A 25,536-nucleotide genomic window follows, 5' to 3' on the forward strand; every position below is an offset into this window, starting at 1 on the left:
TCCTCGATGACGAAGCTGTGACAGACGTCCCCACGGCACAACCACTGACACTCGACCTGTCTTCCCGTGTTCAGGCTAGTGTTGACGAGCGTGGCCCTTCCTAATCTGACCCGCGACCAGGCTGCCGAGCGCGCCGCCCTCGTCACCGTGGACAGCTATCACATCGCCCTGGATCTCACCGACGGCGCCGGCAAGCCCGGCGAGCGCACGTTCCGTTCGCTGACCACCGTCGAGTTCGACGCACTCGCCGGCGCAGACACCTACATCGACCTCGCCGCGGAGCAGATCCGCAGCGCCACGCTCAACGGCACGGAGGTCGACGTCTCGGGCTACGACGAGTCCACCGGCATCCTGCTCACCGGCCTGGCCGAACGCAACGTCCTGGTGGTGGACGCGGACTGCCGCTACTCGAACACCGGGGAAGGCCTGCACCGCTTCGTCGACCCCGTCGACGACGAGGTCTACCTGTATTCGCAGTTCGAAACCGCCGACGCCAAGCGGATGTTCGCCTGCTTCGACCAGCCCGATCTCAAGGCTGTCTTCCACGTCACCGTCACCGCTGCGGCGCACTGGGAGGTCATCTCCAACGGCGCCACCGTCACCGCCCAGCAGCTCGGCGGGGCCAGGCGGCACACCTTCGCGGCCACCCCGCGGATGAGCACCTATCTGGTCGCGCTGATCGCCGGACCGTACGCGCGCTGGGATGACGTGTACTCCGATGCTCACGGCGAGATCCCGCTCGGCCTCTTCTGCCGCAAGTCCCTGGCCGAGTACATGGACCACGACCGGCTGTTCACCGAGACCAAGCAGGGATTCGCCTTCTACCACGACAACTTCGGCACTCCGTACGCCTTCGGCAAGTACGACCAGCTGTTCGTCCCGGAGTTCAACGCCGGGGCGATGGAGAACGCCGGGGCCGTGACCTTCCTCGAGGACTACGTCTTCCGGTCGAAGGTGACGCGGGCATCCTACGAACGGCGGGCCGAAACAGTCCTGCACGAGATGGCCCACATGTGGTTCGGCGATCTGGTGACCATGCAGTGGTGGGACGATCTGTGGCTCAACGAGTCGTTCGCGACGTTCGCCTCGGTGCTGTGCCAGGCCGAGGCCACCGAGTACAAGCAGGCCTGGACAACGTTCGCCAACGTCGAGAAATCCTGGGCGTATCGCCAGGATCAGCTGCCGTCCACCCATCCGGTGGCCGCCGACATCCCCGACCTGCACGCCGTCGAGGTGAACTTCGACGGCATCACCTACGCCAAGGGTGCCAGCGTGCTCAAGCAGCTGGTCGCCTACGTCGGCCTAGAGTCGTTTCTCGCCGGGCTGCGGGACTACTTCCGCGACCACGCGTTCGGCAACGCGACGTTCGGTGATCTGCTTGGCGCGTTGGAGAAGTCGTCGGGCCGCGACCTGTCGGGCTGGGGCCGGCAGTGGCTCAAGACCACGGGGCTGAACACGTTGCGTCCGGACTTCGACGTCGACGACGACGGTAGGTTCACCCGGTTCGCCATCGATCAGGGCGGCGCCAAACCGGGTGCGGGTGAGACGCGGGTGCACCGTCTGGCGGTCGGCGTCTACGACCAGGACGAGTCGGGCAAGTTGGTGCGGGTGCACCGCGAGGAGCTCGACGTCGAAGGCGAGACCACCGAAGTCCCGGCACTGCAGGGTGTTTCGCGGGGGAAGATGGTCCTGGTCAACGACGATGACCTGACCTACTGCTCACTGCGGTTGGATCCGGAGTCGTTGCAGACAGTGCTGACCCGCATCGCCGACATCGCCGAGCCGCTCCCCCGCACCCTGGCGTGGTCGGCGGCGTGGGAGATGACCCGCGACGCCGAGCTACGCGCCCGTGACTTCGTCGCACTCGTGATGAGCGGGTTGCATGCCGAGTCCGAGGTGGGAGTGGCACAGCGCCTGATCCTGCAGGCTCAGACGGCGCTGAGTTCCTACGCCGACCCGGGCTGGGCGGCCGCCAACGGCTGGCCCGCCTTCGGCGACGCGCTGCTGGACCTGGCGCGCGAGTCGGCACCCGGTTCGGACCACCAGCTGGCGTTCGTCAACGCGCTGTGCACCTCGGTGCTCTCCCCCAACCATGTCGCGGTGCTGTCGACGCTGCTGGACAACGAGCCCGCAGCGGTGAACATGGCGGGTCTGGTGCTCGACACCGACCTGCGGTGGCGCATCGTGACCGCGCTGGCCGCCAGCGGCAACCTCGATGCCGGCGGCCCGGAGACCCCGTTCATCGATGCCGAGGCCAAGAACGATCCCACCGCCGCCGGGCGTCGCCAAGCCGCCGCCGCCGCGGCCGCGCGGCCACAGGCATCGGTCAAGGAGTCCGCCTGGCAGCAGGTCGTCGAGGATGACACGCTGGCCAACATCACGGCGCGGGCCATCATCGGCGGGTTCGTCCGGCCTGGTCAGGGCGAGCTGCTGGCACCGTTCCGGGCGAAGTACTTCGAGACCATCTCCGGTGTGTGGGAGCGGCGTTCGAGCGAGGTCGCCCAGACCGTCGTCATCGGGTTGTACCCGTCGTGGGACATCAGCCAGGACGCGTTGGACGCCGCCGACCGGTTCCTCGCCGACCCCGACGTACCGCCGGCACTTCGCAGGTTGGTCCTGGAGGGTCGTGCAGGGGTCGAACGTTCGCTGCGAGCAAGGGAATTCGACGCGGGCTAGTTTCCTTCCGCGCGAGCGCGCGGGTCTGCACGGCGACACGCCGCTCAGCAGTGTGCGTGAACGCGCGCTCGTCGGCGCCGAGGGTCGGCTCAATGCCCGGCCGGCCAGGCGTCCGGGCAGGTGCGCCGCAATGCAGCAGCCGTTCCGTAGATGGCATCCCCCGCCTCGAGGACCCGGTTGCGATCCTCGATGACCCCGGCCGGTGCTGTCGCACCGCGACGCTGGAGATCCGCCAACAGGCCGAATCCGTCCGCCCAGGTGTTCAGCTCGTCCCGCACCTGCGAGCCCGATACCGACTGCGCGGCCGCTCGCACCCTGTCGGCAAATCGCGCTGTGACGAGGCCGCCCACGGCGTCTCGCCCGTCCATGGCCAGGAACTCTGGGACGAGGCCGGCGACGACATCACAATCAGTCGAGCTCGCCGATCCCGACTCACCGCCACATGACGTCGTTGTCACGGGGAACGCGGCACAACAAATCAGCGCGATCAGTCGGGATGCCCTCACTGTTGCGCCGAGGGCATGTTCGGGCAGAGTTCGCCGAGGGCGCCTGCGGCCTCATCTATCGGCCTGGCTATCTCGAGCATCTCCTCGATCGTCTCCGGCGGTTCCGGGCTACTAGCGTCCACGCGTTCGGACATCGCCAACCGGTCGGCCGCGTCCGCCCAATCGGTGAGGTGCTGCTCGATCTCGGGTGTCGAAACGGAATCAGCCGCGGTATGAACCAGCATCGCCATCTCGGTGTACTGCTCGACAATCGATTGTGGATCACTCGGCAACGTGGCGCCCTGAGTCGGAGTCAACGATTCTGCTGCAGCCTGCCATTGGCGGGCAGCACCTTCCACCACCGCACAGTCCGCCTCTCTCTCCGCGGACGCTGGCTCAGGGATGAGCCACATGACCACCAGGATGGCCGCCACAGTGGCAACCGCGGCACTCGCGATCCATATCCAGCGCACCCGTGCGGACCTCTGCGGCTCGGTGGAGTTCATCGCGACCGTGACACCGTAGGTCGATCAGGGTCGAGTTCGAGAACGCTGCCCGACGGATCCGGGACGTAGAGGGTGAGTCGTGGATTGTCCGCCTGCAGCCGGTAGATGTCCTTGATGTCAATAGGATCCCAGTCGTTGAACCCCTTCGTGAACGGCATCTTGCTCTCGAAGTGGTATAGGTGTTCCGCCTCGATGTCGTGGGTGATCCACTGCGCCTGATACCAGGACCCGTCACGTTGTACCCAGCGCACATGGCCGGCGCCGTTGTTGAATCCCTCCCCGGTCACCCGGAACCGGTAAGCCTCCTTCACGACTACGGGCGGACCTTCACCCCAACCATTGGGCGGTGGTGAGACGACGTCCTGCAGTGCCGTGGTACCCCCCACCACCGGCGGATCGATACTGCGATGCCAGGGCGCCGGCGCCGGGATCGGCCCCATCGGAGGGCCACCGTTCGGGCCCGGTGGGTAGGCCTGGCCGAGCTCCCATCGGCCGCCGCCGGGCGCGGAATCGGGCGGCGGCGGCGGATCGAACGGGTAGGCCCATGGCGAGTTCTCGTCGCCGACGGCAGTGACGGGACCGTCACCGGCCGCAGTTTCGTCTCCGGTCCCGAGTTTCAGCTCACCGCCCAGCGCCTGGTATTCGGAGCCGATGCCGTGAATGCGTCCGGCGATCCTGGCCATATCCGTGTGCGAACGTTGCAAGATCTCGACGACCTCACCGCTGCCTTTGCTCACCACCGGGTAGAGCATCCGCTCGCCCTGCGGGGTCTGCGGCACCGTCGCGGCGGCGTTCGTCACCCACTCACGCACCGAGTCGAGGTCACGCCGCCCCGCGGCCACCACCGCAGCCGACCTGTCGACCTCAGCGCGTAAACGTCGATCGAGATGCGCCGCTCCCCCGAGAACACCCGCGTGCCGGTTGCTGGCGACCGCGTAGGCGTCCGACGCCGGGCCCTGCCAACGTTCTCCGGGCTTGGCGGCCCGCATCTCGGACTGCAACCGCAACAGCGTCGCACTCTCGTCGAACGCGGATCCGTCCTGCGGAAGGCCCTCGCCGAAGGTGGCGCGCGCCTTGGTCCATACCGCCATGAATGCGTCGAGCACGCCCAATGCTCGAACCTCCCCTCACCGGCTCGCAGTCCAGTTTAAGGTCGCCGAGATACCGGTCCGCGCACCAACTACGTCACCGTCGAGAGCTACGTCGCCGTCGAGAGCTACGTCGCCGTCGAGAGCTACGTCGCCGTCGAAAGTGAAGCCACGGTCGCGATCCCCGGGTGAATCACAGCCCGGAACGCTATTTCGCGGCGGAGGTCGAGCGTCAGTGTGGCGAGACGCCGGCCGAGAGCACCCGCACGCCGCTGATCAGCCCGTCGATCAGGTTGCCCTCTTTGAATGAGGCGGCGGCGGCAGACACTCCGAGCGGGGCGGTCTCCTCGATGCCGCGGCCCTTGACCTGTGACCCGTAGACCACCTCGATGGCCTTCTGGTCCGGCGACACCGCAAGCAGCACCGCGTTGTCGGGGGTCGGCACCTTGGCCAGCAGCTCACGCGCGGTGGCCGCGGTGTCCGCGCCGAGGTCACCGATGTAGACCGCAAAGCGCGCCCGGGCGGCGCGCGAACCGAACTTCAGCGCGTTGTCGAGGATCACCAGGTCCTTCGTCGGAAACGGGTAGTGCACCGACAGCTCGCCCGGTTCGGTGACACCCGAGAGGCGTCCGCTGGACGTGACGGCGTAGCCGTAGGGCAGCTCAGCCAGTTCTTTCGACCCGACGGTCGCGACGTCACCACTTGCCACTTGCGCCACCTCCCACTGTCAGATGTGCATCGTGGCCACCGTGGCCGTGATCGGCCGGTTCTTCGGCAGCCCACAGGATCGGGGCGTGCGTCCACTTCTCCGACATATCGAAGGTCGCGGGATGCGGCCCCTTCTTGGTGAAGATGAACAGGGACAGGATCAACGTCAGCGCCAGCGGAACCAGCACGAAGCTGGCGTGAATCAGTGCGGTCGTGTTCACACCGAAACCGTAACTCACGGCCCGGTCAGGCCGCGCCCTCACCCAGGTATCTCACCCACGCCGGGTCGAGTTCCTTGATGCTGGAGAGCAACCGCCAATGTTGCCCCTTGGGCGGCAGCGGAGTGGTGTGCAACTTCCATCCCAGCTCGGTCAGCAACCGGTCGGCTTTGCGATGGTTGCATGCCGAACACGCGGCGACGCAGTTCTCCCACGAATGGGCGCCGCCGCGGCTGCGGGGGATGACGTGGTCGACGGTGTCGGCCTTGGCCCCGCAGTATGCGCATCGGAACCTGTCGCGGTGCATCAGCGCCGCCCGGGTCATCGGAACTCGAGCGCGGTAGGGGACCCGGACGAACGTGCGAAGACGGATCACCGACGGGACCACGATCGTCCGCGTGGCCGAGTGGACGACCGGACCCTGCGGGTCGTCGTGCACCACGTCGGCCTTACCGCACATCAGCATGATCACGGCGCGACGCATGGGCAACGCCGTGAGCGGCTCGTAGGTGGAATTCAACAGCAGCACCCGCCGACGACCCCAGATCGACGCCTCGGGAACGGTGCCGGCGTGGACCTCACCTGGGCCGACGCTGTGCAGCGCACGCGTGGCAGTGCTTGTTGTCGACCCGGATGAGCCGACCGCGGACCGGTGCCGGTGGCCGCGACCGTTCTTGCGCTGAGCCATACGTCCTCCGACGGACAGTCCACCATGGATCACCCCGGACCGCACGGCAATTCTCGACGTGTTCGCTGGTCAGTCGATGAACATCGGGTGACCGGCACCTTCTGCGGACGTTCGGGCAGCTGCCCAGAAGCGTCCGAAGCCGGGCCGTCGGCGGTGATGGCCCACAATGGACACGATGGGCGTGCAAGAGAATCCAGTCGAGAAGCAGCAGTCGTTCTACGACGCGGTCGGTGGCCATGCGACCTTCCACGCCATCGTGGCGAAGTTCTACGAACTGGTGCGGGAGGACGAGATCCTGCGTCCGCTCTATCCGGAGGAAGATCTCGACGGCGCCGAAGAACGGCTGCGGATGTTTCTCGAGCAGTACTGGGGCGGACCTCGCACCTACTCCGACCAACGGGGCCATCCGCGGCTCCGGATGCGTCATGCACCGTTTCGGATCGGTTACCTCGAACGTGACGCGTGGTTGCGGTGTATGCACACCGCGGTGGCCGAGATCGACTCCGAGACGCTCGACGACACCCACCGCCAGGAGTTGATCGGCTATCTGGAGATGGCGGCGCAGTCGATGGTCAACTCACCGTTCTGACGTCGCCACCCCCCGCCGGAACGGTATTCCAGCAGGCGTTCTCTCACATTTTCGCTGCTGGAATACCGTTCCGGCGCAAAGGGGGGCGGTCAGCGCAGGACCACGGCCGGGTCGCCGCGACGGCGGTAGACGGTGCCGAACCGTGCGTCGATACGAAGCCAGGAGGGCATCGCCCGTACCCGCACCACCTCGTCGGCGCCGACCGACTCCGGCGTCTGCGGCAGAAAGCCCATCGCGGTCAGGGCGAACACGCACCGCATCGGGATCCCGAGGCTCTCCCCGCCGGCAGTGACGGCGACGACCTCCTGATCCAACAGCGACGCAGGCGGGCCGTGCGCGCTGGAATGTTCCTTGGCCAGATCCACCCCCTGCTGGGCCAGGTCCAGGACCGCCCGTGCAGGCACGTCGTCGAGATGAACGAAGCCGGTGTCCGGCGGCAGAACTCCCCGCCAGGCTGAGTCCATCCCGAAACCCGGGTCGACATATCCGTCGTCGCCGTCCATGGCCGCCAGCCCCGACAGCAGTGCGTCTGCCCCCGCGCAGAGATCGGCGGGCCGCACCCGGCCGCCCACCACCCTGCTGGCCAGCACATCAAACCCGGTGGCGACCCAGGCGACGATCACTCCGCCCGGACGTTCCCGCAGCCGGACCACTGTCGCCTCGTCGAGTCGCCGCGCGCGCTCGGTGAAGGTCGACAGATCGTCGCGGTGGCTACTGCCGCCGAGCCAGACACCCCGCTCTGCGCCGATCATCGCGTCCAGCGTTGCAGGTACTGCCGCTGTGGCTCCGAGAGTCGTTGCAGTCGTTGTTCCTCGATGTGCACCGCGGCCAGTTGGGTCTCGGCGATGACGGCGGGTTTGGAGTCGGGCGGCGCGCCGACCGAGCGCACCTCGTAGCCCATCGTGAAGTCCACGGCCCTGACCCGCTTCGACCACATCGTGACCTGCAGTGGGGAATCGACGAGCCGGAGTTGACCTTTGTAGACGATCTTCACCTCGGCGATCAGCAGCCCGATCGTGGTGATCTCCTCGCCGAACGGTTCCCGCAGAAACGGGATCCGAGCCTCCTCGAGGATCGTCACCATCGTCGCGTGGTTGATGTGCTGGTACATGTCGATGTCTGACCAGCGCACATGGACCGGCGCGGTGAACCCGTGCTGGCCCGTCACCCCGTCGAACCCGTTCCGCTCGTCCTCGTCATGCTGCGAATCTGGCGAGCCGCCACCGACAACGTCGCCAGGTCGTGCTCACCGCTCTCGTAGAGTTCGGTCAGCGTGCGTCGGGCCCGCCGGACCCGTGAGCTGTTGGTCAGCTCCCATTCGGCGATCTTCTCCTCACCGTTCTCGTCGGGCTCGCCGCCGGCCAGCACGTCGAAGCACAACGCCCTCAGCGAACCGTAGATGTCATCGCGAATCGCCAACCGCGCCAACGCATGCCAGCGGTCGTCCCGGGACAGTCGGGAGACCGCGGTGAGCAGCCCGTCGGTGCCGAAATGGTCCATCAGCGCGAAGTAGGTATCGGCGACCTCCGCCTGGTCGCGGTCGACGATGTCGGCGATGTCGATCACGTCGAGCAGGCTGAACTGATAGAGCCCCGTCGCGACCATGTAGGCCAGATCCTTCGGAACACCCTGGGAGCTGAACTCCCCCGCCTCGCTGCCGACGATCGCGGCGTCATCACCGCGCAGCCATTCCGGCATCCGCGGGGTGAGCGCGGCGACCTTGTCGGCGAACCGGTTGATCTCGGCGCCCACCGCCAACGGTTGCGGCCGGTAGTTCAGCAGCCAGCGGGTCGCGCGGTCGATGAGCCGACGCAGGTCCAGTGTCATCCGGTCGGTCACGGCCACCGAAACCCCGGCAGCGTAGGCGTCCCGGATCTGGTCCCGCACCCGGCCGAACCCGAAGATGGCGTCGGCGGCGACGTAGCTGCGCACCGCGTCGATCGGGGCCACCCCGACGTCCTCGGCGACCCGGTAGGCATACGAGATGCCTGCGGTGTCGACCATGTCGTTGACCAGCATCGTGGCCACGATCTCCCGACGCAACTGGTGCGACCGGATCTCGGTGCTGAACTGCTCACGCAACGTGGACGGGAAGTACGACGGCAGCCGAGCCGCGAACACCTCCTGGTCGGGCAGTTCGCCGGACAGCAGATCGTCCTTGAGCGCCAGCTTGACGTGTGCCATCAGGGTTGCCAGCTCCGGTGAGGTCAGACCGATGCCGGCCTCGGTACGACGCCGGATCTCCTTCTCCGACGGCAGGGCCTCGAGTTCGCGGTTGAGGCCGCGCTCCTCCACGAAATCCCTGATCATGCGCGAATGCACCGACAGCAGGCTGGCGGTGTTCGCCCGGCTGGTGCCCATCAGGTCGTTCTGACTCTCGTTGTCGGCCAACACGAGTCGGCCGACTTCATCGGTCATCGACAGCAGCAGCTCGGAACGTTCCGCCGGATCGACCTTGCCCGCAGTCACCAGCGAATCGATCAGGATCTTGATGTTGACCTCGTGATCGGAGCAGTCGACGCCCGCGGAGTTGTCCATCGCGTCGGTGTTGACCCGCCCGCCGACCAGATCGAACTCGATACGCCCCAGTGAGGTCACGCCCAGGTTGCCGCCCTCACCGATCACCTTGGCGCGCACCTGATTCCCGTTGACCCGCACCGCGTCGTTGGCGCGGTCGCCGACGTCGGCGTCGGCTTCGGACTCCGCCTTGATGTAGGTGCCGATGCCGCCGTTGAACAGCAGATCGGCGGGTGCTTTGAGGATGGCCTTCATCAGAGCCGGCGGTGTCAGCTCGGCGGTCTCGTCCTCGATGCCCAACGCGGCGCGCGCTTCGGGACTGATCGGGATGGATTTCTGCTGGCGACTGTAGACACCTCCGCCGGGGCTGATCAGCGAGCTGTCGTAGTCCTCCCAGCTGGAGCGTGGCAGGTCGAACAGCCGCTTACGCTCCTGCCATGACGTGGCGGCGTCGGGGTTCGGATCGATGAAGATGTGCCGGTGGTCGAAAGCGGCGAGCAGCCGGATGTGCTCGGAGAGCAACATCCCGTTGCCGAACACATCGCCGCTCATGTCACCGACGCCGACGACGGTGAATTCCTCGGACTGGGTGTCGACACCCATCTCACGGAAATGGCGTTTCACCGACTCCCATGCCCCCTTGGCGGTGATCCCCATCGCCTTGTGGTCGTAACCGACCGAGCCGCCGGAGGCGAATGCGTCGCCCAGCCAGAACCCGTAGGACTGGGCGACTTCGTTGGCGATGTCGGAGAACGTCGCGGTGCCCTTGTCCGCGGCGACCACGAGATAGGCGTCGTCGCCGTCGCGCCGGACCACTTCCGGTGGTGTGACGATCTCACCGGTGGCCTTGTCCACGTTGTCGGTGACGTCCAGAAGGCCGGCGATGAACAGCCGGTAACAGGCCACGCCTTCTTCCCGGGTGGCGTCACGATCGACTGCCGGGTCGCCGGTCAGCTCGGGGGGGTTCTTGACGACGAATCCGCCCTTGGCGCCGACGGGCACGATGACCGCGTTCTTGACGGCCTGCGCTTTCACCAGACCCAGGATCTCGGTGCGGAAATCCTCACGGCGGTCAGACCAGCGCAGGCCACCGCGGGCGACGAAGCCGAACCGCAGGTGCACGCCCTCCACCCGGGGCGAGTAGACGAAGATCTCGAACTTGGGCCGTGGCAGCGGGAGTTCGTCGATCAGCTCAGGGTTGAGCTTGAACGACAACACGTTCTGTGCGCGAGCCGAGTCCTGTCGTCCGACGAAGTAGTTGGTACGCAGCGTGGCTTGGATCATCGACGCGAACGCGCGCAGAACCCTGTCGGTGTCCAGACTGACCAGTGCGTCGATGTCGGCCGAGACCGCGGCGGCGGCCGCCTGGGCATTGCGGTTCGCGGCGCCCCCGTTGGCGTCGGACGGATCGAACAGTGCCTGAAACAGTTCCACCAGTGAGCGGGCGGTCCCGGCGTGGTCGTTGAGAACCGTCGCGATGTGTGGCTGGCTGTACGGGAATCCGGCCTGCCGCAGGTATTTCGCGTAGGCACGCAGGAGCGCGACCTGCTGCCACGTCATCCCGGCCCGCAGCACGAGTTCGTTGAACCGGTCGATCTCGGCATGACCGTGCCAGATCGCGGTGACGGCATCGGCGAAACGTTGCGAGCTGGCTTCCCGCTCTGGCCCCGCCGGCGCCTCGGGGATTCCGCGGTGCGGCGACACCTTGAACTGGTAGATCCACACCTGCAGCCCGTCCGGGCGGGTGACCGTGAACGGCCGCTCCTCGAGCACCACCACACCCATGGATTGCAGCATCGGCAGCAGCTGACTCAACGAGGCCGAACGTCCACCGAGATACCAGACGAGATGGGACACCCCGGCCTCGGCGGTGTCGTCCAGCACCAGCTTGACGGTGTCGTCTTCGAGTTCTTCGACGATCGCGATGTCGTCGAGGGCATGCAACGGCGTGATCGCCTGCTTGTACACCTCGGTGAACGCCGTGGCGTAGTGCTCTGCGGTCGCCTGCTCGATCGCGCCGGCCTTGACCGCGCCGAGCAGCCGGTCCGCCCAGGTGCGGGCGGCCTCGGTGAGCAGATCCTGGAGCCGGAACTCGTTGGCCTCCGACAGATCGACGTCGCGCTGAGAAGATCCTTCCGGCAGCAGCACAGTGAAATGCACTACCGCCCAGGGTGATTCACTGACCCGGGCAGCGTAGTCGATGCTGACACCGCCGAGCTCGCGGACAAGGATCTCCTGCATCGCCAAGCGCACCGCGGTGGTATAGCGGTCACGCGGCAGATACACCAGGCAGGACACAAAATGCGCGAGGCGGTCGGCCCGCATGAACAGCAGGGTGCGGCGCCGCGATCCCAGTTCCACGACGGCCATCGACATGTCGAGAAGTTCTCTGGCGCTCAGCGCGAACAGCTCGGAGCGGGGAATGGTCTGCATGATGTCGAGCAGCAGCTGACCGGGGTGGCTGGGGTCACTGTGGGCCATCGCCAGGGCGTCGTTGACCCGGCGGGAGATCAGCGGGATCTCGAGGACGTTGGCGTTCATCGCCGCGACGGTGAACAGACCGACGAACCTGTGCTCCACCGCGGCCGACGCGTCCCCGCCCTCCGATTGCTCACGAACCACCACGATCTGCGGGTAGGCGCCGTATCGCAGGAAACTCGGAATCGTGGCCTGCGCCAACGCCAGCAGGTCGTCGTCGGCGGTCAATTGCGGCAACACATCCTGGCGCAGGCGAAGAACGCCGAGGCGGCTGGACGAGTCGACCGTCGCTTCCCCATCGCGAACCGGGCAGCGCTGGTAGCCCAACAGGATGAAGTGCCCATCGGCCAGCCATCGCAACAACGCCGCGACGTCCTTGCGGTCCGGGCTGCGGAAGCGGTGCCCCGCGTCGCTGTGCAGTTCGGCGGCCAGGCCGCGCAACGTCGCCGCCATGGCAGCTGAATCGAGCGCGACCTGCCGGGCATCGGCAAGCACCCGCGGCAACAACCTCTCGGCCTCCGCGAGCGAGCCCTTGTCCACCGATTTCGAAAGCTGGATGTGCACCCAGGTCTCGTCGACACCGGCGTCGAAGCTCGCCTCCGTCGCAGGCGCGATCTCCAGCAGTTCGCCGGCCGCTCCGCGCCGCACCCGGAACACCGGGTTCATGATCGCCTTGTAGGCGACCCCGATGCGGTGCAACAGCACGGTGACCGAATCCATCAGCATCGTCGCGTTGTCGGTGACGATCTGCAGTGCCGGACCGAAACCGCCCGCATCGTCGGCCGAGTAGACGGCGACCCGGGTGGCGCCGGGTGGCCGGTGACTGCTCAGTCGGTACTGCGCCGCCACCAGCGCCGGGCTGGCCGGACTGTCCGTCGTGGAGCGGGGCACCGGGCCGGTGACCGCAGCTTCGGCCCCGGGGGCACCGCCATGGGGGCCCCGGTAGGTCTCCAGATAGGCGGGCACAAGCCGATCGATCACCTCATCGGGTACGGAAGCGCCGACTGTGCTGCTGATAGCACCTGGATTCAACGACATTCGCCGCTCCTGACTCGCACGTACGCACCGACCCTCGTTGGCTGTCACCGACTCCCGGGAGGCGTCGGTCACGCGATCCGCACGACGAGACTATCCTCGTGTGAGCTTCCGATGGGTCACCCTGTGCGGACGAGCCGCTTCGGCCCCGAGCCGCTCGACCTTGTTCTCCTCATAGCCGCCGAAGTTCCCCTCGAACCAGAACCACTTGGCTTCGTTGTCGTCGTCACCCTCCCACGCCAGGATGTGGGTGCAGGTGCGATCGAGGAACCAGCGGTCGTGGCTGATGACCACCGCACAGCCGGGGAAGTTCTCCAGTGCGTTCTCCAGCGAGCTCAGCGTTTCGACGTCGAGATCGTTGGTCGGCTCGTCCAGCAGGATCAGGTTGCCGCCCTCTTTGAGGGTCAGCGCGAGGTTCAGCCGGTTGCGCTCGCCGCCGGACAGCACACCGGCCGGTTTCTGCTGGTCGGGACCCTTGAAGCCGAAGGCCGACACGTATGCCCGGGACGGCATCTCGTTCTGGCCCACCTCGATGTAATCCAGCCCGTCGGAGACCACCTGCCACACCGTCTTCTTGGGATCGATGCCGGCCCGACTCTGGTCGACGTAGCTCAACTTGACCGTCTCGCCGACCTTGACGGTGCCGCTGTCGGGCTGCTCGAGACCGACGATCGTCTTGAACAACGTGGTCTTGCCGACACCGTTGGGGCCGATGACGCCGACGATGCCGTTGCGGGGCAGCGTGAAGGACAGGTCCTTGATCAGAGTCCTTCCCTCGAAACCCTTGTCGAGGTGCTCGACCTCCACGACGACGCTACCCAGACGCGGGCCGGTCGGGATCTGGATCTCTTCGAAGTCGAGCTTGCGGGTCTTCTCCGCCTCCGCCGCCATCTCCTCATAACGCTGCAGGCGGGCCTTGCTCTTGGCCTGCCTGGCCTTGGCGCCCGACCTGACCCATTCGAGCTCGTCCTTGAGGCGCTTCTGCAGTTTGACGTCCTTGCGTCCCTGCACGGCGATGCGCTCGCCCTTCTTCTCCAGGTACGTCGAGTAGTTGCCCTCGTACGGGTAGGCGCGGCCGCGGTCGAGTTCGAGGATCCATTCGGCGACGTTGTCGAGGAAGTAGCGGTCGTGGGTGACCGCCAGGATGGCGCCCTTGTACTCGGCGAGGTGCTGCTCGAGCCACAGCACGCTCTCGGCGTCGAGGTGGTTCGTCGGTTCGTCGAGGAGCAGCAGATCCGGCTTGGACAGCAGCAGCTTGCACAGCGCCACACGCCGACGCTCACCACCGGAGAGGTGGGTGACCGGTTCGTCCGGCGGCGGGCAGCGCAACGCATCCATCGCCTGTTCGAGCTGCGAGTCGATATCCCAGGCGTCTGCGGCGTCCAGCTCCTCCTGGAGCTTGCCCATCTCTTCCATCAACTCGTCGGTGTAATCGGTCGCCATCAGTTCGGCGACCTCGTTGTACCGGTTGAGCTTGCCCTTGATCGCGACGCCGTCCTCGACGTTCTCGCGAACCGACTTGGTCTCGTCGAGCTGGGGCTCCTGCTGCAGGATGCCCACGCTGGCGCCGGGCGCCAGGAACGAGTCGCCGTTGTTGGGCTGGTCCAACCCGGCCATGATCCGCAAGACGCTCGACTTACCGGCCCCGTTGGGACCGACCACGCCGATCTTCGCGCCCGGAAGGAAGTTCAGCGTGACGTCGTCAAGGATGACCTTGTCGCCGTGCGCCTTGCGGACCTTCCGCATGGTGTAGATGAATTCGGCCATTGCCGTGGTGTCGCCTTTCTCGATCTCGGTTCGGTTCCGGGATCATCTGGACCTCTGCGATGGTCGGGCCCCATCCTAGGCGTGGCCGGGTCGGCGGCGTCCGCCGCTACGCGCTCAGCGGCAGCTCCTTGCCATCGAGCTCCGGCCGGTCGGTGTCGATCTCGCCGTCGACCTCGGCCTCGGCCCGGTCATCGGCGCTGACCTCGGCCTCGGCCGAACTCGGCTCCGACGTGAAGTCCGGGTGCCTGCGCTTGTCGAGGCGGACGATGCACCGGGCCAAGTCAGGCCCCACAGAGGTCGCCCGTATCTCCAGCGATGACCGGCGGTTCCCTTCGCGGTCCTCGTACTCGCTGGTGTACACGTTTCCAACAACGATGACGGCGTCGCCCTTCCCGAGCCCGGCACCGACTCCGGTGACGAGCCGGCCCCAGCAGTTCACCGTGGCGTAGAGCGAGTTGCCCGGCTCCCAGTTGCCGTCCGCGGTGCGCCTGCGTGAATTGCTCGCCACCCGGAACTTGATCAGCTCCTGATCGCCGACCCAGCGGCGTTCCGGGTTGGTGACGATGGTGCCCACGACGGCGATAGGTGTTTCGAACATTTGGGGTTCCTCCCTCGATATTTCGGCTACGGGCCAGGCACTGCGCCTGACTCGTGGGTGACACCACCATTCACCGCCGCACCGCCGACATCCCCGGCGGTGGCTCGGCCCGGGTCGGCCGACGCTGTGGATGAGTTGCGCATTGTGGATAACCGGCGCACAGGTTGATCGGCATGATGGAACGGGTCGCCGGCCGCGCCGCGCCGGGTTCCCTGGCAGGGCGTGCGCTCTGGCCGCGGGGACGGTACTCAGGGCCGGCCCGCCGGGTCAGCCGTCCCGCTGAGACTCGCGCCGCGCCAGTTCGGCCAGCATCCGGTTGTAGGCCGCCAGGTCGGCGTCGTCATCCCGGTCGGCAGCACGGTCCAACCGCGTTGCGGTCCGCTGATCGCTGCGCCGCCACTGGATGAACAGCGCGATCAACACCACGACGAGCGGGACCTCTCCCGCAGCCCACGCGATACCGCCGCCGAGCCGCTGGTCACCGAGCAGGTCGGTGTGCCAGTCCAGCTGCAGCGACCGGTAGAAGTCCTCCCCGATCACCGACTTGGTGGCCATCAGGACCACCCCGAAGAACGCGTGCAACGGCAGCGACGCGAACACCATCGCCAGCTTGCCGATGGGCGGTATCGGCCGCGGGGTCGGATCCACCCCGATCACGACCCAGTAGAACAGGTAGCCGCTGAGCAGGAAGTGCAGGTTCATCGCGACGTGGGCGCCGTGACTGTCGACGGCGGCGTCGAAGATCCCGCCGAAATACAGGCCGTAGAACCCGACGATGAACAGCGCCGTCGCAACGAACGGGTTGGTGAGCACGCGGGAGACTCCGGAATGCAGACCGGCGAGCAGCCACTCCCGCGGTCCCGGCGGCTCGCCGCGGCCGGCAGCGGGCAGCGCCCGCAACGCCAGCGTCATCGGTGCGCCGAGCACCAACAGGATCGGCACCAGCATCGACAGCAGCATGTGGGCGATCATGTGCATGCTGAACATCGCCGGCATGTACCGGCCGATCCCCGACGACGTCGTCACCAGCAGAAGCAGACAGCCGAGCAGCCACGCGACCGTCCGACCGGCCGGCCAAGCGTCCCCGCGGCGTCGCAACCTGGCCACGGCGGCGAGATACACCAGCGCGAAGACGATCGCCGCCGTGCCGAACAGCAGATCAAAACGCCAGTCGAACAGCACCCTGGCCACCGTCGGCGGGCCCGCCAGGTCATAGCCGATCTCGACCGTGGTGATCGACGGATTGAGGTCTCGCGGCGGTGGTGGCGGCGTCCGGCCCAGAGCGACCGCCACCCCGAACGTCAACCCGAAGACCATCGCCTCGACCAGCGCGAGGCGGATCAGCGGACCGCGCGCGCCAGGGTCCTTCCGAAGGGCGGCGACACCCTTGCGGCGCTGCCGCCACCCGAGGAAGCCGAGGGCACACAGTGCCGTGACCTTCGCCAGGATCAACAAGCCGTAGCCGCTGTGCACGAGGTCGCCGAGCCGCACCCGCACCAGCACGTTGATCACACCGCTGAGGGCCATCGCCACGAAACACCACAGAGCCACGACGGAGAATCGCCGCGCCGCCAGGTCGGCGTGCTCACCTCCCCGCAGCGCATGAACGAGCAAGGCCAGCAGGCCGCCGGCCCACAGCGCACCGGCGATGAGATGGATGAACAGGCTGTTGGTCGCCAGGTCGTGGGATCCACCCGACGACGAATGGCCGGTCAGCGCCAGCGGCAGCAGAGTCACCAGCGAACCGGCGAACAGCACCGGCGTCCATGACCACCGCAGCACCGGCGCGCTGAGCACCGTCACCGCCAGCGCGAGCAGGGCCGTCCAGCGCCACGCGCTCGCGATGTCGACAAGGTCGGCCACTGCCCAGATGTCGGTTGGGCTCAACCGCGTCGACAGCGGCTGACCGCTGACATCGGAGACGGTCAGCGGCACCAGCAGCACCGCGCAGACCGCCCAGATCCCCGAGGCCACCGTCCCGGTGCGCAGCGCGCGGTAACCCGCGGCGTCGAGCACGCCGTTGCGCTGCGGCGGCACCAGGAACGCGGCGAGCAGGAACGATCCGGTGGCGGCCACCGCGGCGATCTCCCCCGCCGCCCGGACGAACGGCAGCCCGTAGCTGGTCACCGGACCCGGGTCGGGCAGCCCTGTCGCGGTCAGCGCTTCCGCCACCGAGAGGGCGGACAGGCCCGCCGCGGTCAGCCCGGCCAGCAGCGCCACCACGTACAACGCCGCCCACGCCGGCGCGCTGCGCACTCCGGTGATGGGCGGGGCGCCCGACGATGTCATGCGCCAAGGGTATGACCCCGCCGCGCGGGGCCTGCTAGACAGGCTCGTTGCTGCGCATCCCGCGGCGGTTGCGTTCGCGGACGAAGAACTGATCGCGCGAGATGCTGTCGACCGTTTCCATGTCCTCGAGGATCCCGCGGAGCTCGTCGCGGAAGGCCTTTCGCCGATCGGCCAGGTCTGCCGCCGGCTCCAGCAGATGCTGGTCGACGGCGACCTGGCGCGCGGTGGTGAACAACAGCGCCGACACCGACTCGGCGCTGCGGACCACCCCCTGTGCCACGTACTGCTGCCCCAGCCCCAGCGCCTTGGCGGTCAGCTCCTTCTCGGTGATCTCCGCGGGCGCGTCGATCAGAACGTCGGCGACGATGCGGTAGGCCTCGAAGAACGGGCGCAGCAGCGGCCCGGCGATCGCCGGGCGTTTGGCCCGCAGCAGCGCGTCGATCCGCTCTCCCCCGGCGTCGACGTCGTCCTCCCAGTCCACATGCCACGACATCTCCTGGACGACGTGTTCGCGGAAGCCCGCGGAGTCGGCGAAGTAGAAGTCGAACTTCAGCAGATCTCGCAGCCTCGTCACCTGCGACCAGAAAGTTTCCAGGCGGTCGGAATCCGCGCGAGCGGCATGGGCCAGTGACAGTTCGACCAACGACGTCTCCAGGAACGCGTCGATCAGCGAGTTGCGGTAGAACGCGGCCTCGTGTTCGTCCTGCGGCGCGATGTGCCACACGGGTTCTCGCCCGCCGTCGATCCGGGTCACCGGGTGTCCGTTGGACAGTGCGTCGACCGCCGCGCGAACGCCGTCGGGGGTGCGCAGCCGCAGCGCGCTGTTGGTCATCGGGGTCTGTTTGCGCTCGAGGTAGTCCAGCGAGTCCTGCAGAGTGTGATGCAACTGGTCCAGCGTCAGCGCGATACCCCGGGTGCTCAGCAGCAACGCCGACACCAGAGCGGTGGCGTTGACGGGCGTGACCTGGAGGATCCGAAACGCGACCTCGAACGCCATCTTCTGCAGCGCAAGGCGTTTGGCGTCCTCGTCACTGGTCATCGGGCCGTGGGGCTCACCGAGGTATTCGCGCATCGAGACGGCTTCGGGGAACCGCACGTAGATCTTGCCGTAGTTGCGCTCGCCCTGCGCCTTGATGAAGTTGTACAGCCACGACAGACCCTCGGGGGTCTTCTCCCCACCCCGCGCGTATGCCGCGTACTCGGCGGTTTCGTGCAGCTGGTCGAAGCTGATGGACACCGGTTGCAGCAGGATGTCGTCACTGCGACCGTCCAGATAAGCGTCAGCGACGTAGGCCAGCAGACCGAGCTTGGGCGGCAACATCTTTCCGGTGCGCGACCGGGTGCCCTCGATCGACCAGCTGAGGTTGAACCGCTTCTCCACTATGTAACCGACGAACTGACGCAGCACATATTTGTACAGCGGGTCGTCGAGTTTGCGGCGGATGAAGATGACGCCCGAGCGTCGCATCAGCGGACCCATCGCGCCGAACGACAGGTTGATGCCGGCGAAGGTGTGCACGGGCGGCAGCCGGTTCTCCTGCATCGCGACTGGCACGATTGCGCCGTCGAGATAGGACCGGTGCGAGAACAGCAGCACCGCGGGGTGGGACTCGAGAGCGTGTCGCATCGATTCGACCTCGAGGCGGTCGTAGTCGATGTTGGGATCGAAGCCTCTGCTGAAGATCGCGCGTCCCAGCGACGGGATCAGGTCGACGGAGAACCGGCTCCACCCGGTGCCGAGTTCGTCGAGCATCTCGCCCGCCTTCTCGACGGTCGCGCCGGGAATCTTCGCCAGGCCCTCACGGAACCGCGCCGACGCCAACATCTCTGGCTTCACCAATCGGGGCGACTTGTACTCGGGACCGAGCAGGCGAAGCTCGACGCGTTCGATCGCGAGGATTGCCCGGCGGATGACGAATCGGGCGAATTCCCTGGGGTTCTCGGCGACGGTCGTCTCACTCCACTGCTGGTGCAGCTCGGACACCTTCGCGGGTTCACCTGCAACCACCCGGGCACGCGCCGGATCCCGCTTCAGGATTCGGCGCTGCAGCAGCTGCGGCGGGCAATAGGTGTCGCGGCCCGAAAGCAGGGCCACCACCTTGGATCGCGTCGGCAACCCACCCGGGACCCAGAACACCCGCACCGGCACGACGGAGCGGTCACCGTCGGCCTCGAGCAACTCGACGAGACCGGCGAGCACGCCCGGCGGCGGGTCGTCGTCGGCCGGCAGCTTGAGCACCGCGATGTTCGATTCGGGGTGCTCGCGCCGCTGGTGCTGCAGCCAGTCGTTGAGCAGCTCTTCCTCGGCAGGCGACGATACCGACGCGAGGACCAGAGCATCGTCGGTGGCGGTGAAGGCCGCCATGTCTTCGATGTGCGGCTTCATGGCCGTCCCTTGCCGGTTCGCTTGGTGGCGCTCTTGGCGGGCGCCTTCTTCGCGGGCGCCTTCTTGGCAGCTGCCTTCTTGCCAGCTGCCTTCTTGGCGGGCGCCTTCTTCGTGGCGGCCTTGGCCGGCGCTTTCTTGGCCGGGGCTTTCTTGCGCTTGTAGAGGTCGGGAACGGGCACCTCGTCGTGCGGCCAGTTCCTGAGCGTGTCCATGTAGAGCTCACGTACCTCGGCGATGCGCTCTGTCAGGTTCTCGTGGGTCCAGTCGTCAACCGGAATCGGCGGATACACAACAACATCGACGGTTCCGGGGTTGAAGGTGCTGGAATCGCGGGCGGCGATCACCTCGGCGTTGCGGATCACGATCGGCACGATCGGGATGCCCACCGACATCGCGATCCGGAACGCGCCCTTCTTGAACTCGCCGACCTCTGTGGTGTCCAGCCGGGTGCCCTCGGGCGCGATCAGGATGGACAGGCCTTTGCGTGCGAGGTCCTCGACCTTCTTGAGACCTTCGACCGCCTTCGCCGGGTCGTCGCGGTCGATGAACGCCGCATCCATGATCTTGCCCATGGTGCCGACGATCGGATCTTTCTCGAGTTCCTTCTTGCCCACCGAGGTGAAGTTGTCGCTGACCAGCCGCCCGGCGATCAGCGGGTCCGCCTGGTTGCGGTGGTTGAAGATGAACACGGCGGGCCGTTGCGCGGTCAGGTTCTCCCTGCCGAGCACCTGCAGGTTGATGCCGATGGTGTTCAGCAGGGTGCGCCCGAACATCGAGGTGAAGAAGTTGACACCGGTACGCCGGTTGCGGGTGAGCAACCCGATGCCGACCGCTCCGGCGGCGATCGGCATCATCGACGCGATCCCGGCAGCGGTGCGCAGCTGGGACAGCGGGCTGGTGCCGCTGCGGCTGCTGAACCGCAACACCGGCCACCCGCGTTTGGCGGCGACGGCGGCCATCTTGCCCGCCGGGTTGGTCGGACGGGGGTTGCCGACCAGGTACATCAACGCGACGTCCTCGTCGCCGTCTGCGTAGAAGTAGCTCTTCGACAGATCCACGCCGTTCGCACCGGCGAACTCCTGCACCGCCCTGGCCTTGCCCGGACCCCAGATGATCGGCCGCTTCACCTCACCGGTGATCAGGCCATTGTCGTCGGTCTCGAACTTGTTGCTCAACACGTTGTTGATACCGAGGAACCGTGCCACCGGCTCGACCTGCACCGTCAGCGCCGACGAGCTGAGCACGACGGTGTGGCCGCGGTCCATGTGTGCACGCACCAGCTCACGCATCTCCGGATAGATCCGGCTGACGATTTTCTGCACGAACAGCCGTTCGGCCAGTTCGTCGATGTCGTCGACCGAATTGCCGCGCAACATCCGCGCGCCCTTGCCGATGAGGTCCTCGAACTCCGAACGGCCCAGCTGGTGGTTGAGACCGGCCTGCACCATGCCGATGAACTCACCGACCGACATCTGGCGGCGCCGCAGCCGATCCTGCGTCATCACGACGCCGGTGAACCCTGCCACGAGCGTGCCGTCGAGGTCGAAGAACGCGCCGACCTCCGGTCCGGGCCGGCTTGCGTGGATCTCGGCGACCGACCCCGGCAGACGCATCTGACCGTCAGCTGATGTGCCCGATACTCCCGATGTCATTGTGTGGCACTTCCGTTGCGTGAGAAGGGAATGGACTCTTGCTGGAACGTCACCGGCGTCGCGCGACCGTCACCGCCGAGGGCGAGGACTTCGTCAAAACCGGCGAGCAGACAATCGGCCAGCAGTTGAGGGTCGGTGATCGATGCCTTGTCATAACGCAGGGTGACCGTGCAGTAGCCGGACCGCGAGATCAACACCACCATCATCGCCACGCCGGGCAACGGCCCAAGTCCGTACTGCCGCAACACCTTCGCACCGGCGATGAAGGTGTCACCCGCGTAGACGGGTACGTTGCTGGCCTGCACATCGGAGTTCACAATCGATCCGGCGATCGATTCCAGCACGGTGTCCGGCAACAGGCTCACGACGGGAGCGATCGCTCCGACCATGTCGAGGGCCCGCTCGTCTCGTTTGCTGGTCATCTGCGAGCGGATGTTCTTGATGCGCACCGCGGGGTCGGACAAGCCGATCGGCGCCGCGAGGTTGACCCCCGCGAACCTGTTGCCCCCCGCCGGATCTGCATCGGAGCGCAGGTTGACTGGGACGGCCATCGGCAGCGTCTCGACAGGAACCCCCTTGGCCTGGTGGTAGAGCCGCAGTGCGCCGCACAACCCGGCGAGATAGGCGTCGTTGATCGACCCACCGGCGGCTTTTGCTGCCCGATGCAGATCCCCGAACTCGATATCGATGGCCTCGCTGCGCGACGACAGGCTGCGGCGACGCAGCAACGGCGACGGATCGGCAACCGGGCCCATCACCCGGGCGCCGGACATGGCGTAATCGATCACACTGCCCAGGCGGCGCACCGGATCACGCACCACATGGCCCACTGTCAGCGCGGCTCCGAAAACGACGTCGCGCACACCGCCGACGATGGTGCCGGGCAGCCGGTTGACCCCTTGCCGCATCAGGTCGTTGGGCGACAAGTCGGACGGGATCGGCAGCGGCGGGGTGTCCTGCGGAGGCGGGTCACGCTCGAGGTCGTACAGGTTGGCGAACATCTCGACTCCGCCGACACCGTCGGTCACCGCGTGGCTCAGATGCACCATCAGGGCCGACTGTGCGTTCTGCACTCCCTCGATCAGGGTGGCCGTCCACAACGGTCGTGAGATGTCGAGCGGGGACTGCGCGGCGACCTCGACGATATCCATCACCTGGCGAAGCGTGCCCGGTTCCGGGACCCGTACCCGGCGGACGTGGAAGTCGAGGTTGAAGTCCGGGTCCACAACCCAGCGGGGGGCTGCGGTCGGCAACGTCGGCGTCACGACCTTCTGTCGCAGCCGCAGCACCTTGCGTGAGGCGTTCTCGAAACGGCGGCGGAACAGGTCCCAGTCCGGTGTGGTGTCGAGCAGTTCCAGCGTGATGATGCCTGATCGGGTGCGCGGGTTCGCTTCCCCGCGATGCAGGAGCTGGTCGAGCGGGCTGAGTTCCTCCGGGAGGCCGGCCGCATCCAGTTCCGGCGCGTTGCTCATGCGCACCACGCTAGTCGGCCATCTCCAGACGCGGTGCGGCTTTTGTCGGCGTCGCGTTCGCGATCACATTCGGCGCATTCGATAGACTCCTCGACGTTGCCTCCGTAGCTCAGTCGGATAGAGCAAGGGCCTTCTAATCCCTAGGTCGCAGGTTCGATTCCTGCCGGGGGCGCCAAAGGGTGCCGACGGGAGGGGCGCCCGTTTCGTCAACCGCCCGTCAGCGCGTCCGGTTGGACGCTGACGATTCGATCGTCGCCCTCCTGCGGGTCGCCCCGGCCGTCACGATTACTGGTGGTGAACCACAGTGCGCCGTCGGGCGCCGCGACTACCGTCCGTAGCCGCCCGTACTGCTCGACGAAGTGGCCGACGGGCTCACCGAGCGCTCCGTCGGCGCTGATCGGTACCTGCCACAGCCGCTCACCGCGCAGGGCCGCCACCCACAGCGAGCCCGCGGCGTAGGCCAACCCAGACGGCGACGCCTCACCGGTCCCCCACTGGACCTGCGGGTCGATGAGCCCGGGGATACCCGCCCGTCCCTCCGCTTCGGGCCAGCCGTAGTTTCCGTCCGGTTCGATCAGGTTGACCTCGTCCCAGGTGTTGGCGCCGTACTCGGTGGCCCACATTCGGCCCTGCGCGTCCCAGGCCAGCCCCTGCACGTTGCGATGCCCGTAGGACCACACCGGCGACGCCGGATCCGGGTTGTCCACCGGGATCGAGCCGTCGGGGTCGATCCGCAGTATCTTGCCGCCCAGCGACGACTTGTCTTGTGCCAAGCCGGAATTGCCCGCGTCACCGGTGGTCACGTAGAGCTTCCCGTCTGGGCCGAAGACGATGCGTCCCCCGTCGTGGATCCTCGCCGCCGGAATCCCGGTCAGGATCGGCCGCTGATCGGTCAGCGTGTTCCCGTCGAAGCGGGTGGCCACGACACGGTTGTCGGCGTCGGCGGTGAAGTAGGCGAACACCGTCTGGTCCTGGGCGAAGTCCGGCGAGACCGCCAATCCGAGCAGGCCGGCTTCACCGCGGGGCACCACACCGGTGACGTTGCCGATCTCGCGCAGTTGGCCGGGCGCAGTCAGGTGTTTGACGGCGCCGGTGTCCCGTTCGGCGATCAACGCGGTTCCGTCGGGAAGAAACGTGACCCCCCACGGCACGGTGAGTCCGGTGGCGATGTCTTGCGTGCTGACCGCGGTGCTTTGTACCTCGCGGGAACTCGAGTCGCCCGGTGAGCATCCGGCGATCAACGCAACGACCACGGCCGCCACCCACCATGCGTGTCGTCGACCGGGACCAATCATTGTTCTCCAACGTAGCCACACGTCGTGCAGCTCGCCACGACCGAGATGCTTCGCGCGCAGCGAAACAATCGGCGGCCGACCAGCCACCGTGGAAGTGTCTGGGGCGTGGCTGTAGTCAACACTTCGCTTCGGCAGGAATCCGGCGGCGTGCAGTTCGACGCCGTACTGGTCCGTGACGACACCGTCGCTGCAGCGCCCACGGTGCTGGTGTTCCACGGGATGGAGGGCCGCAGCGACGCGCAACTGCAGTTCGCTTCTCGCTTGACCGAGTGGGGCTACCAGGCGATCGCGGTGGATCTCTTCGGCGAGGAAGTCAGCGGTGGCGGCCTCGGCAGCACCACCGCCGCGATGGCGGGCTACCTCGAGGACCGGGCCGCGCTTGGACAACGCCTCACCACGGTGCTAGACGCGCTGATGGCCGCACCCGAGGTGGACGCCGGACGCGTCGCGGCGATCGGCTTCTGCTTCGGCGGGCTGTGCGTCCTCGATCTGGCTCGCGGCGGACACCCGCTGGCCGGGGTTTGCGAGTTTCCACGGCCTACTGACCCCACCTCCCGGCAACACCCCGCGCAATGTCACCGCCAAGGTGATGGTGTTCCACGGGTGGGACGACCCCTACGCGCCTCCTGAGGACGTCGTCGCCCTGGGCCGGGAGTGCTCCGGCCGCGGGATCGACTGGCAGCTGAACGCGTACGGCAACACGATGCACGCGTTCATGGCGCCCTGGGCCGACGATCCGGAGCGCGGCATCCTGCACAGCGAGTCCGCGGCGCGCCGCGCATGGGCCTCGCTGGAATCCTTCCTCGACGAGAGCTTCCGTCAAGAGCCCCCAGCTCACTGAGTCCCGACAATGGCTGCGGGGAAAGTGATTCGACGCGTGAGCGGCGATAGCGATCCGGCACCTCGTTGACGACGTCCTGCCCGGCGCGAAGATCCGACGCGCCCTCAAGTACAGATTCCTGCTGTGATGGCGGAGGCCTAGCAGTTTTTGTCGGACCTTCGAACTAGTATTCGATGTATGGGTGAGGTGTCCGGCGCGGTCGAGGTGATCAGGTCGCAGCTTGCGGTCCTCCAGGATGCCGCCGGGGG

Annotated in this window: 20 protein-coding genes and 1 tRNA gene; 5 read left to right on the forward strand and 16 right to left on the reverse strand. The window is 67.0% G+C overall.

Annotated elements, in window-relative coordinates:
- Positions 1-90 precede the first annotated feature (90 nt).
- Complete coding sequence (gene pepN, locus BEMPMBAN_RS29215; RefSeq protein ID WP_159234959.1) at positions 91-2,676, forward strand: aminopeptidase N; 2,586 nt, start codon at positions 91-93, stop codon at positions 2,674-2,676.
- Positions 2,677-2,765: 89 nt separating this feature from the next.
- Here the strand turns inward: pepN and BEMPMBAN_RS29220 are convergent, their stop codons facing one another.
- The 6 genes from BEMPMBAN_RS29220 to BEMPMBAN_RS29245 form a co-directional block, all read right to left on the reverse strand.
- A complete protein-coding gene (locus BEMPMBAN_RS29220) occupies positions 2,766-3,044 on the reverse strand; it encodes a hypothetical protein (protein WP_159234960.1) in 279 nt (92 codons plus the stop codon).
- A 134-nt stretch (positions 3,045-3,178) separates the two neighbouring features.
- Positions 3,179-3,667, reverse strand: coding sequence for a hypothetical protein (locus BEMPMBAN_RS29225; protein WP_159234961.1), 489 nt, complete (start codon positions 3,665-3,667; stop codon positions 3,179-3,181).
- Positions 3,664-4,773 carry an EspA/EspE family type VII secretion system effector gene (locus BEMPMBAN_RS29230; protein WP_234897761.1) on the reverse strand — a complete coding sequence of 370 codons (1,110 nt, stop codon included), beginning with the start codon at positions 4,771-4,773 and terminating at the stop codon, positions 3,664-3,666. The genes BEMPMBAN_RS29225 and BEMPMBAN_RS29230 overlap by 4 nt, the downstream gene beginning before the upstream one ends.
- A gap of 214 nt (positions 4,774-4,987) precedes the next feature.
- Positions 4,988-5,464 (reverse strand): DUF5130 domain-containing protein, encoded by a 477-nt coding sequence (locus BEMPMBAN_RS29235; RefSeq protein ID WP_159234963.1) that lies wholly within the window; start codon positions 5,462-5,464, stop codon positions 4,988-4,990.
- The gene (ctaJ, locus tag BEMPMBAN_RS29240; protein WP_234897762.1) at positions 5,451-5,684 is read right to left on the reverse strand and encodes an aa3-type cytochrome oxidase subunit CtaJ; all 234 of its coding nucleotides are present in this window, start codon (positions 5,682-5,684) and stop codon (positions 5,451-5,453) included. Before ctaJ ends, BEMPMBAN_RS29235 begins: the two co-directional genes overlap by 14 nt.
- Positions 5,685-5,709: 25 nt before the next feature.
- A complete protein-coding gene (locus BEMPMBAN_RS29245) occupies positions 5,710-6,369 on the reverse strand; it encodes an HNH endonuclease (RefSeq protein WP_159234964.1) in 660 nt (219 codons plus the stop codon).
- A 175-nt stretch (positions 6,370-6,544) separates the two neighbouring features.
- Here BEMPMBAN_RS29245 and BEMPMBAN_RS29250 point away from each other — a divergent pair, with 175 nt between their 5' ends.
- Positions 6,545-6,958 carry a globin gene (locus BEMPMBAN_RS29250; RefSeq protein ID WP_159234965.1) on the forward strand — a complete coding sequence of 138 codons (414 nt, stop codon included), beginning with the start codon at positions 6,545-6,547 and terminating at the stop codon, positions 6,956-6,958.
- A gap of 89 nt (positions 6,959-7,047) precedes the next feature.
- Here BEMPMBAN_RS29250 and BEMPMBAN_RS29255 read toward each other — a convergent pair whose 3' ends face one another.
- From BEMPMBAN_RS29255 to BEMPMBAN_RS29295, 9 genes are all read right to left on the reverse strand, one after another.
- A complete protein-coding gene (locus tag BEMPMBAN_RS29255) occupies positions 7,048-7,710 on the reverse strand; it encodes a DUF8185 domain-containing protein (RefSeq protein ID WP_159234966.1) in 663 nt (220 codons plus the stop codon).
- Positions 7,707-8,126: an acyl-CoA thioesterase gene (locus BEMPMBAN_RS29260; protein WP_159234967.1), complete on the reverse strand. Its 420-nt coding sequence runs from the start codon at positions 8,124-8,126 to the stop codon at positions 7,707-7,709. Before BEMPMBAN_RS29260 ends, BEMPMBAN_RS29255 begins: the two co-directional genes overlap by 4 nt.
- Entirely contained in the window at positions 8,123-12,991 is a 4,869-nt protein-coding gene (locus tag BEMPMBAN_RS29265; RefSeq protein ID WP_200846156.1) for an NAD-glutamate dehydrogenase, read from the reverse strand. Before BEMPMBAN_RS29265 ends, BEMPMBAN_RS29260 begins: the two co-directional genes overlap by 4 nt.
- Before the next feature lie 90 nt (positions 12,992-13,081).
- Positions 13,082-14,755, reverse strand: a complete 1,674-nt coding sequence (gene ettA, locus BEMPMBAN_RS29270) for an energy-dependent translational throttle protein EttA (RefSeq protein ID WP_159234968.1) — start codon at positions 14,753-14,755, stop codon at positions 13,082-13,084.
- A 106-nt stretch (positions 14,756-14,861) separates the two neighbouring features.
- Positions 14,862-15,353, reverse strand: a complete 492-nt coding sequence (locus BEMPMBAN_RS29275; RefSeq protein WP_159234969.1) for a single-stranded DNA-binding protein — start codon at positions 15,351-15,353, stop codon at positions 14,862-14,864.
- A gap of 267 nt (positions 15,354-15,620) precedes the next feature.
- Positions 15,621-17,642, reverse strand: coding sequence for a bifunctional copper resistance protein CopD/cytochrome c oxidase assembly protein (locus BEMPMBAN_RS29280; RefSeq protein ID WP_159234970.1), 2,022 nt, complete (start codon positions 17,640-17,642; stop codon positions 15,621-15,623).
- 34 nt (positions 17,643-17,676) lie between these two features.
- Positions 17,677-20,028, reverse strand: a complete 2,352-nt coding sequence (locus BEMPMBAN_RS29285; protein WP_159234971.1) for a glycerol-3-phosphate 1-O-acyltransferase — start codon at positions 20,026-20,028, stop codon at positions 17,677-17,679.
- Positions 20,025-21,680, reverse strand: a complete 1,656-nt coding sequence (locus tag BEMPMBAN_RS29290) for an HAD-IB family hydrolase/lysophospholipid acyltransferase family protein (protein ID WP_159234972.1) — start codon at positions 21,678-21,680, stop codon at positions 20,025-20,027. The genes BEMPMBAN_RS29285 and BEMPMBAN_RS29290 overlap by 4 nt, the downstream gene beginning before the upstream one ends.
- Complete coding sequence (locus tag BEMPMBAN_RS29295) at positions 21,677-23,152, reverse strand: wax ester/triacylglycerol synthase family O-acyltransferase (RefSeq protein ID WP_159234973.1); 1,476 nt, start codon at positions 23,150-23,152, stop codon at positions 21,677-21,679. Before BEMPMBAN_RS29295 ends, BEMPMBAN_RS29290 begins: the two co-directional genes overlap by 4 nt.
- Positions 23,153-23,250: 98 nt before the next feature.
- Here BEMPMBAN_RS29295 and BEMPMBAN_RS29300 point away from each other — a divergent pair.
- Positions 23,251-23,327, forward strand: a tRNA-Arg gene (locus BEMPMBAN_RS29300).
- A gap of 31 nt (positions 23,328-23,358) precedes the next feature.
- On the opposite strand, the gene BEMPMBAN_RS29305 is transcribed toward BEMPMBAN_RS29300, so the two are convergent.
- Entirely contained in the window at positions 23,359-24,447 is a 1,089-nt protein-coding gene (locus BEMPMBAN_RS29305) for a PQQ-dependent sugar dehydrogenase (RefSeq protein ID WP_159234974.1), read from the reverse strand.
- A gap of 105 nt (positions 24,448-24,552) precedes the next feature.
- On the opposite strand from BEMPMBAN_RS29305, the gene BEMPMBAN_RS32985 reads away from it, so the two are divergent.
- The gene (locus tag BEMPMBAN_RS32985) at positions 24,553-25,077 is read left to right on the forward strand and encodes a dienelactone hydrolase family protein (protein ID WP_272952259.1); all 525 of its coding nucleotides are present in this window, start codon (positions 24,553-24,555) and stop codon (positions 25,075-25,077) included.
- A complete protein-coding gene (locus BEMPMBAN_RS32990; RefSeq protein ID WP_272952261.1) occupies positions 24,989-25,288 on the forward strand; it encodes a dienelactone hydrolase family protein in 300 nt (99 codons plus the stop codon). The genes BEMPMBAN_RS32985 and BEMPMBAN_RS32990 overlap by 89 nt, the downstream gene beginning before the upstream one ends.
- Positions 25,289-25,536 lie beyond the last annotated feature (248 nt).

It is taken from the genome of Mycolicibacterium austroafricanum, from assembly GCF_902705885.1.
GTDB classification, from domain to species: domain Bacteria; phylum Actinomycetota; class Actinomycetes; order Mycobacteriales; family Mycobacteriaceae; genus Mycobacterium; species Mycobacterium vanbaalenii_A.

Excerpts from the sequence above, each read along its gene's own strand:
- BEMPMBAN_RS29220 (WP_159234960.1), bottom strand. The coding sequence starts at position 3,044 with ATGGACGGGCGAGACGCCGTGGGCGGCCTCGTCACAGCGCGATTTGCC.
- BEMPMBAN_RS29225 (WP_159234961.1), bottom strand. The coding sequence starts at position 3,667 with ATGAACTCCACCGAGCCGCAGAGGTCCGCACGGGTGCGCTGGATATGG.
- BEMPMBAN_RS29245 (WP_159234964.1), bottom strand. The coding sequence starts at position 6,369 with ATGGCTCAGCGCAAGAACGGTCGCGGCCACCGGCACCGGTCCGCGGTC.
- BEMPMBAN_RS29250 (WP_159234965.1), top strand. The coding sequence starts at position 6,545 with ATGGGCGTGCAAGAGAATCCAGTCGAGAAGCAGCAGTCGTTCTACGAC.
- BEMPMBAN_RS29255 (WP_159234966.1), bottom strand. The coding sequence starts at position 7,710 with ATGATCGGCGCAGAGCGGGGTGTCTGGCTCGGCGGCAGTAGCCACCGC.
- BEMPMBAN_RS29265 (WP_200846156.1), bottom strand. The coding sequence starts at position 12,991 with ATGTCGTTGAATCCAGGTGCTATCAGCAGCACAGTCGGCGCTTCCGTA.
- ettA (WP_159234968.1), bottom strand. The coding sequence starts at position 14,755 with ATGGCCGAATTCATCTACACCATGCGGAAGGTCCGCAAGGCGCACGGC.
- BEMPMBAN_RS29275 (WP_159234969.1), bottom strand. The coding sequence starts at position 15,353 with ATGTTCGAAACACCTATCGCCGTCGTGGGCACCATCGTCACCAACCCG.
- BEMPMBAN_RS29280 (WP_159234970.1), bottom strand. The coding sequence starts at position 17,642 with ATGACATCGTCGGGCGCCCCGCCCATCACCGGAGTGCGCAGCGCGCCG.
- BEMPMBAN_RS29285 (WP_159234971.1), bottom strand. The coding sequence starts at position 20,028 with ATGAAGCCGCACATCGAAGACATGGCGGCCTTCACCGCCACCGACGAT.
- BEMPMBAN_RS29290 (WP_159234972.1), bottom strand. The coding sequence starts at position 21,680 with ATGACATCGGGAGTATCGGGCACATCAGCTGACGGTCAGATGCGTCTG.
- BEMPMBAN_RS29295 (WP_159234973.1), bottom strand. The coding sequence starts at position 23,152 with ATGAGCAACGCGCCGGAACTGGATGCGGCCGGCCTCCCGGAGGAACTC.
- BEMPMBAN_RS29305 (WP_159234974.1), bottom strand. The coding sequence starts at position 24,447 with ATGATTGGTCCCGGTCGACGACACGCATGGTGGGTGGCGGCCGTGGTC.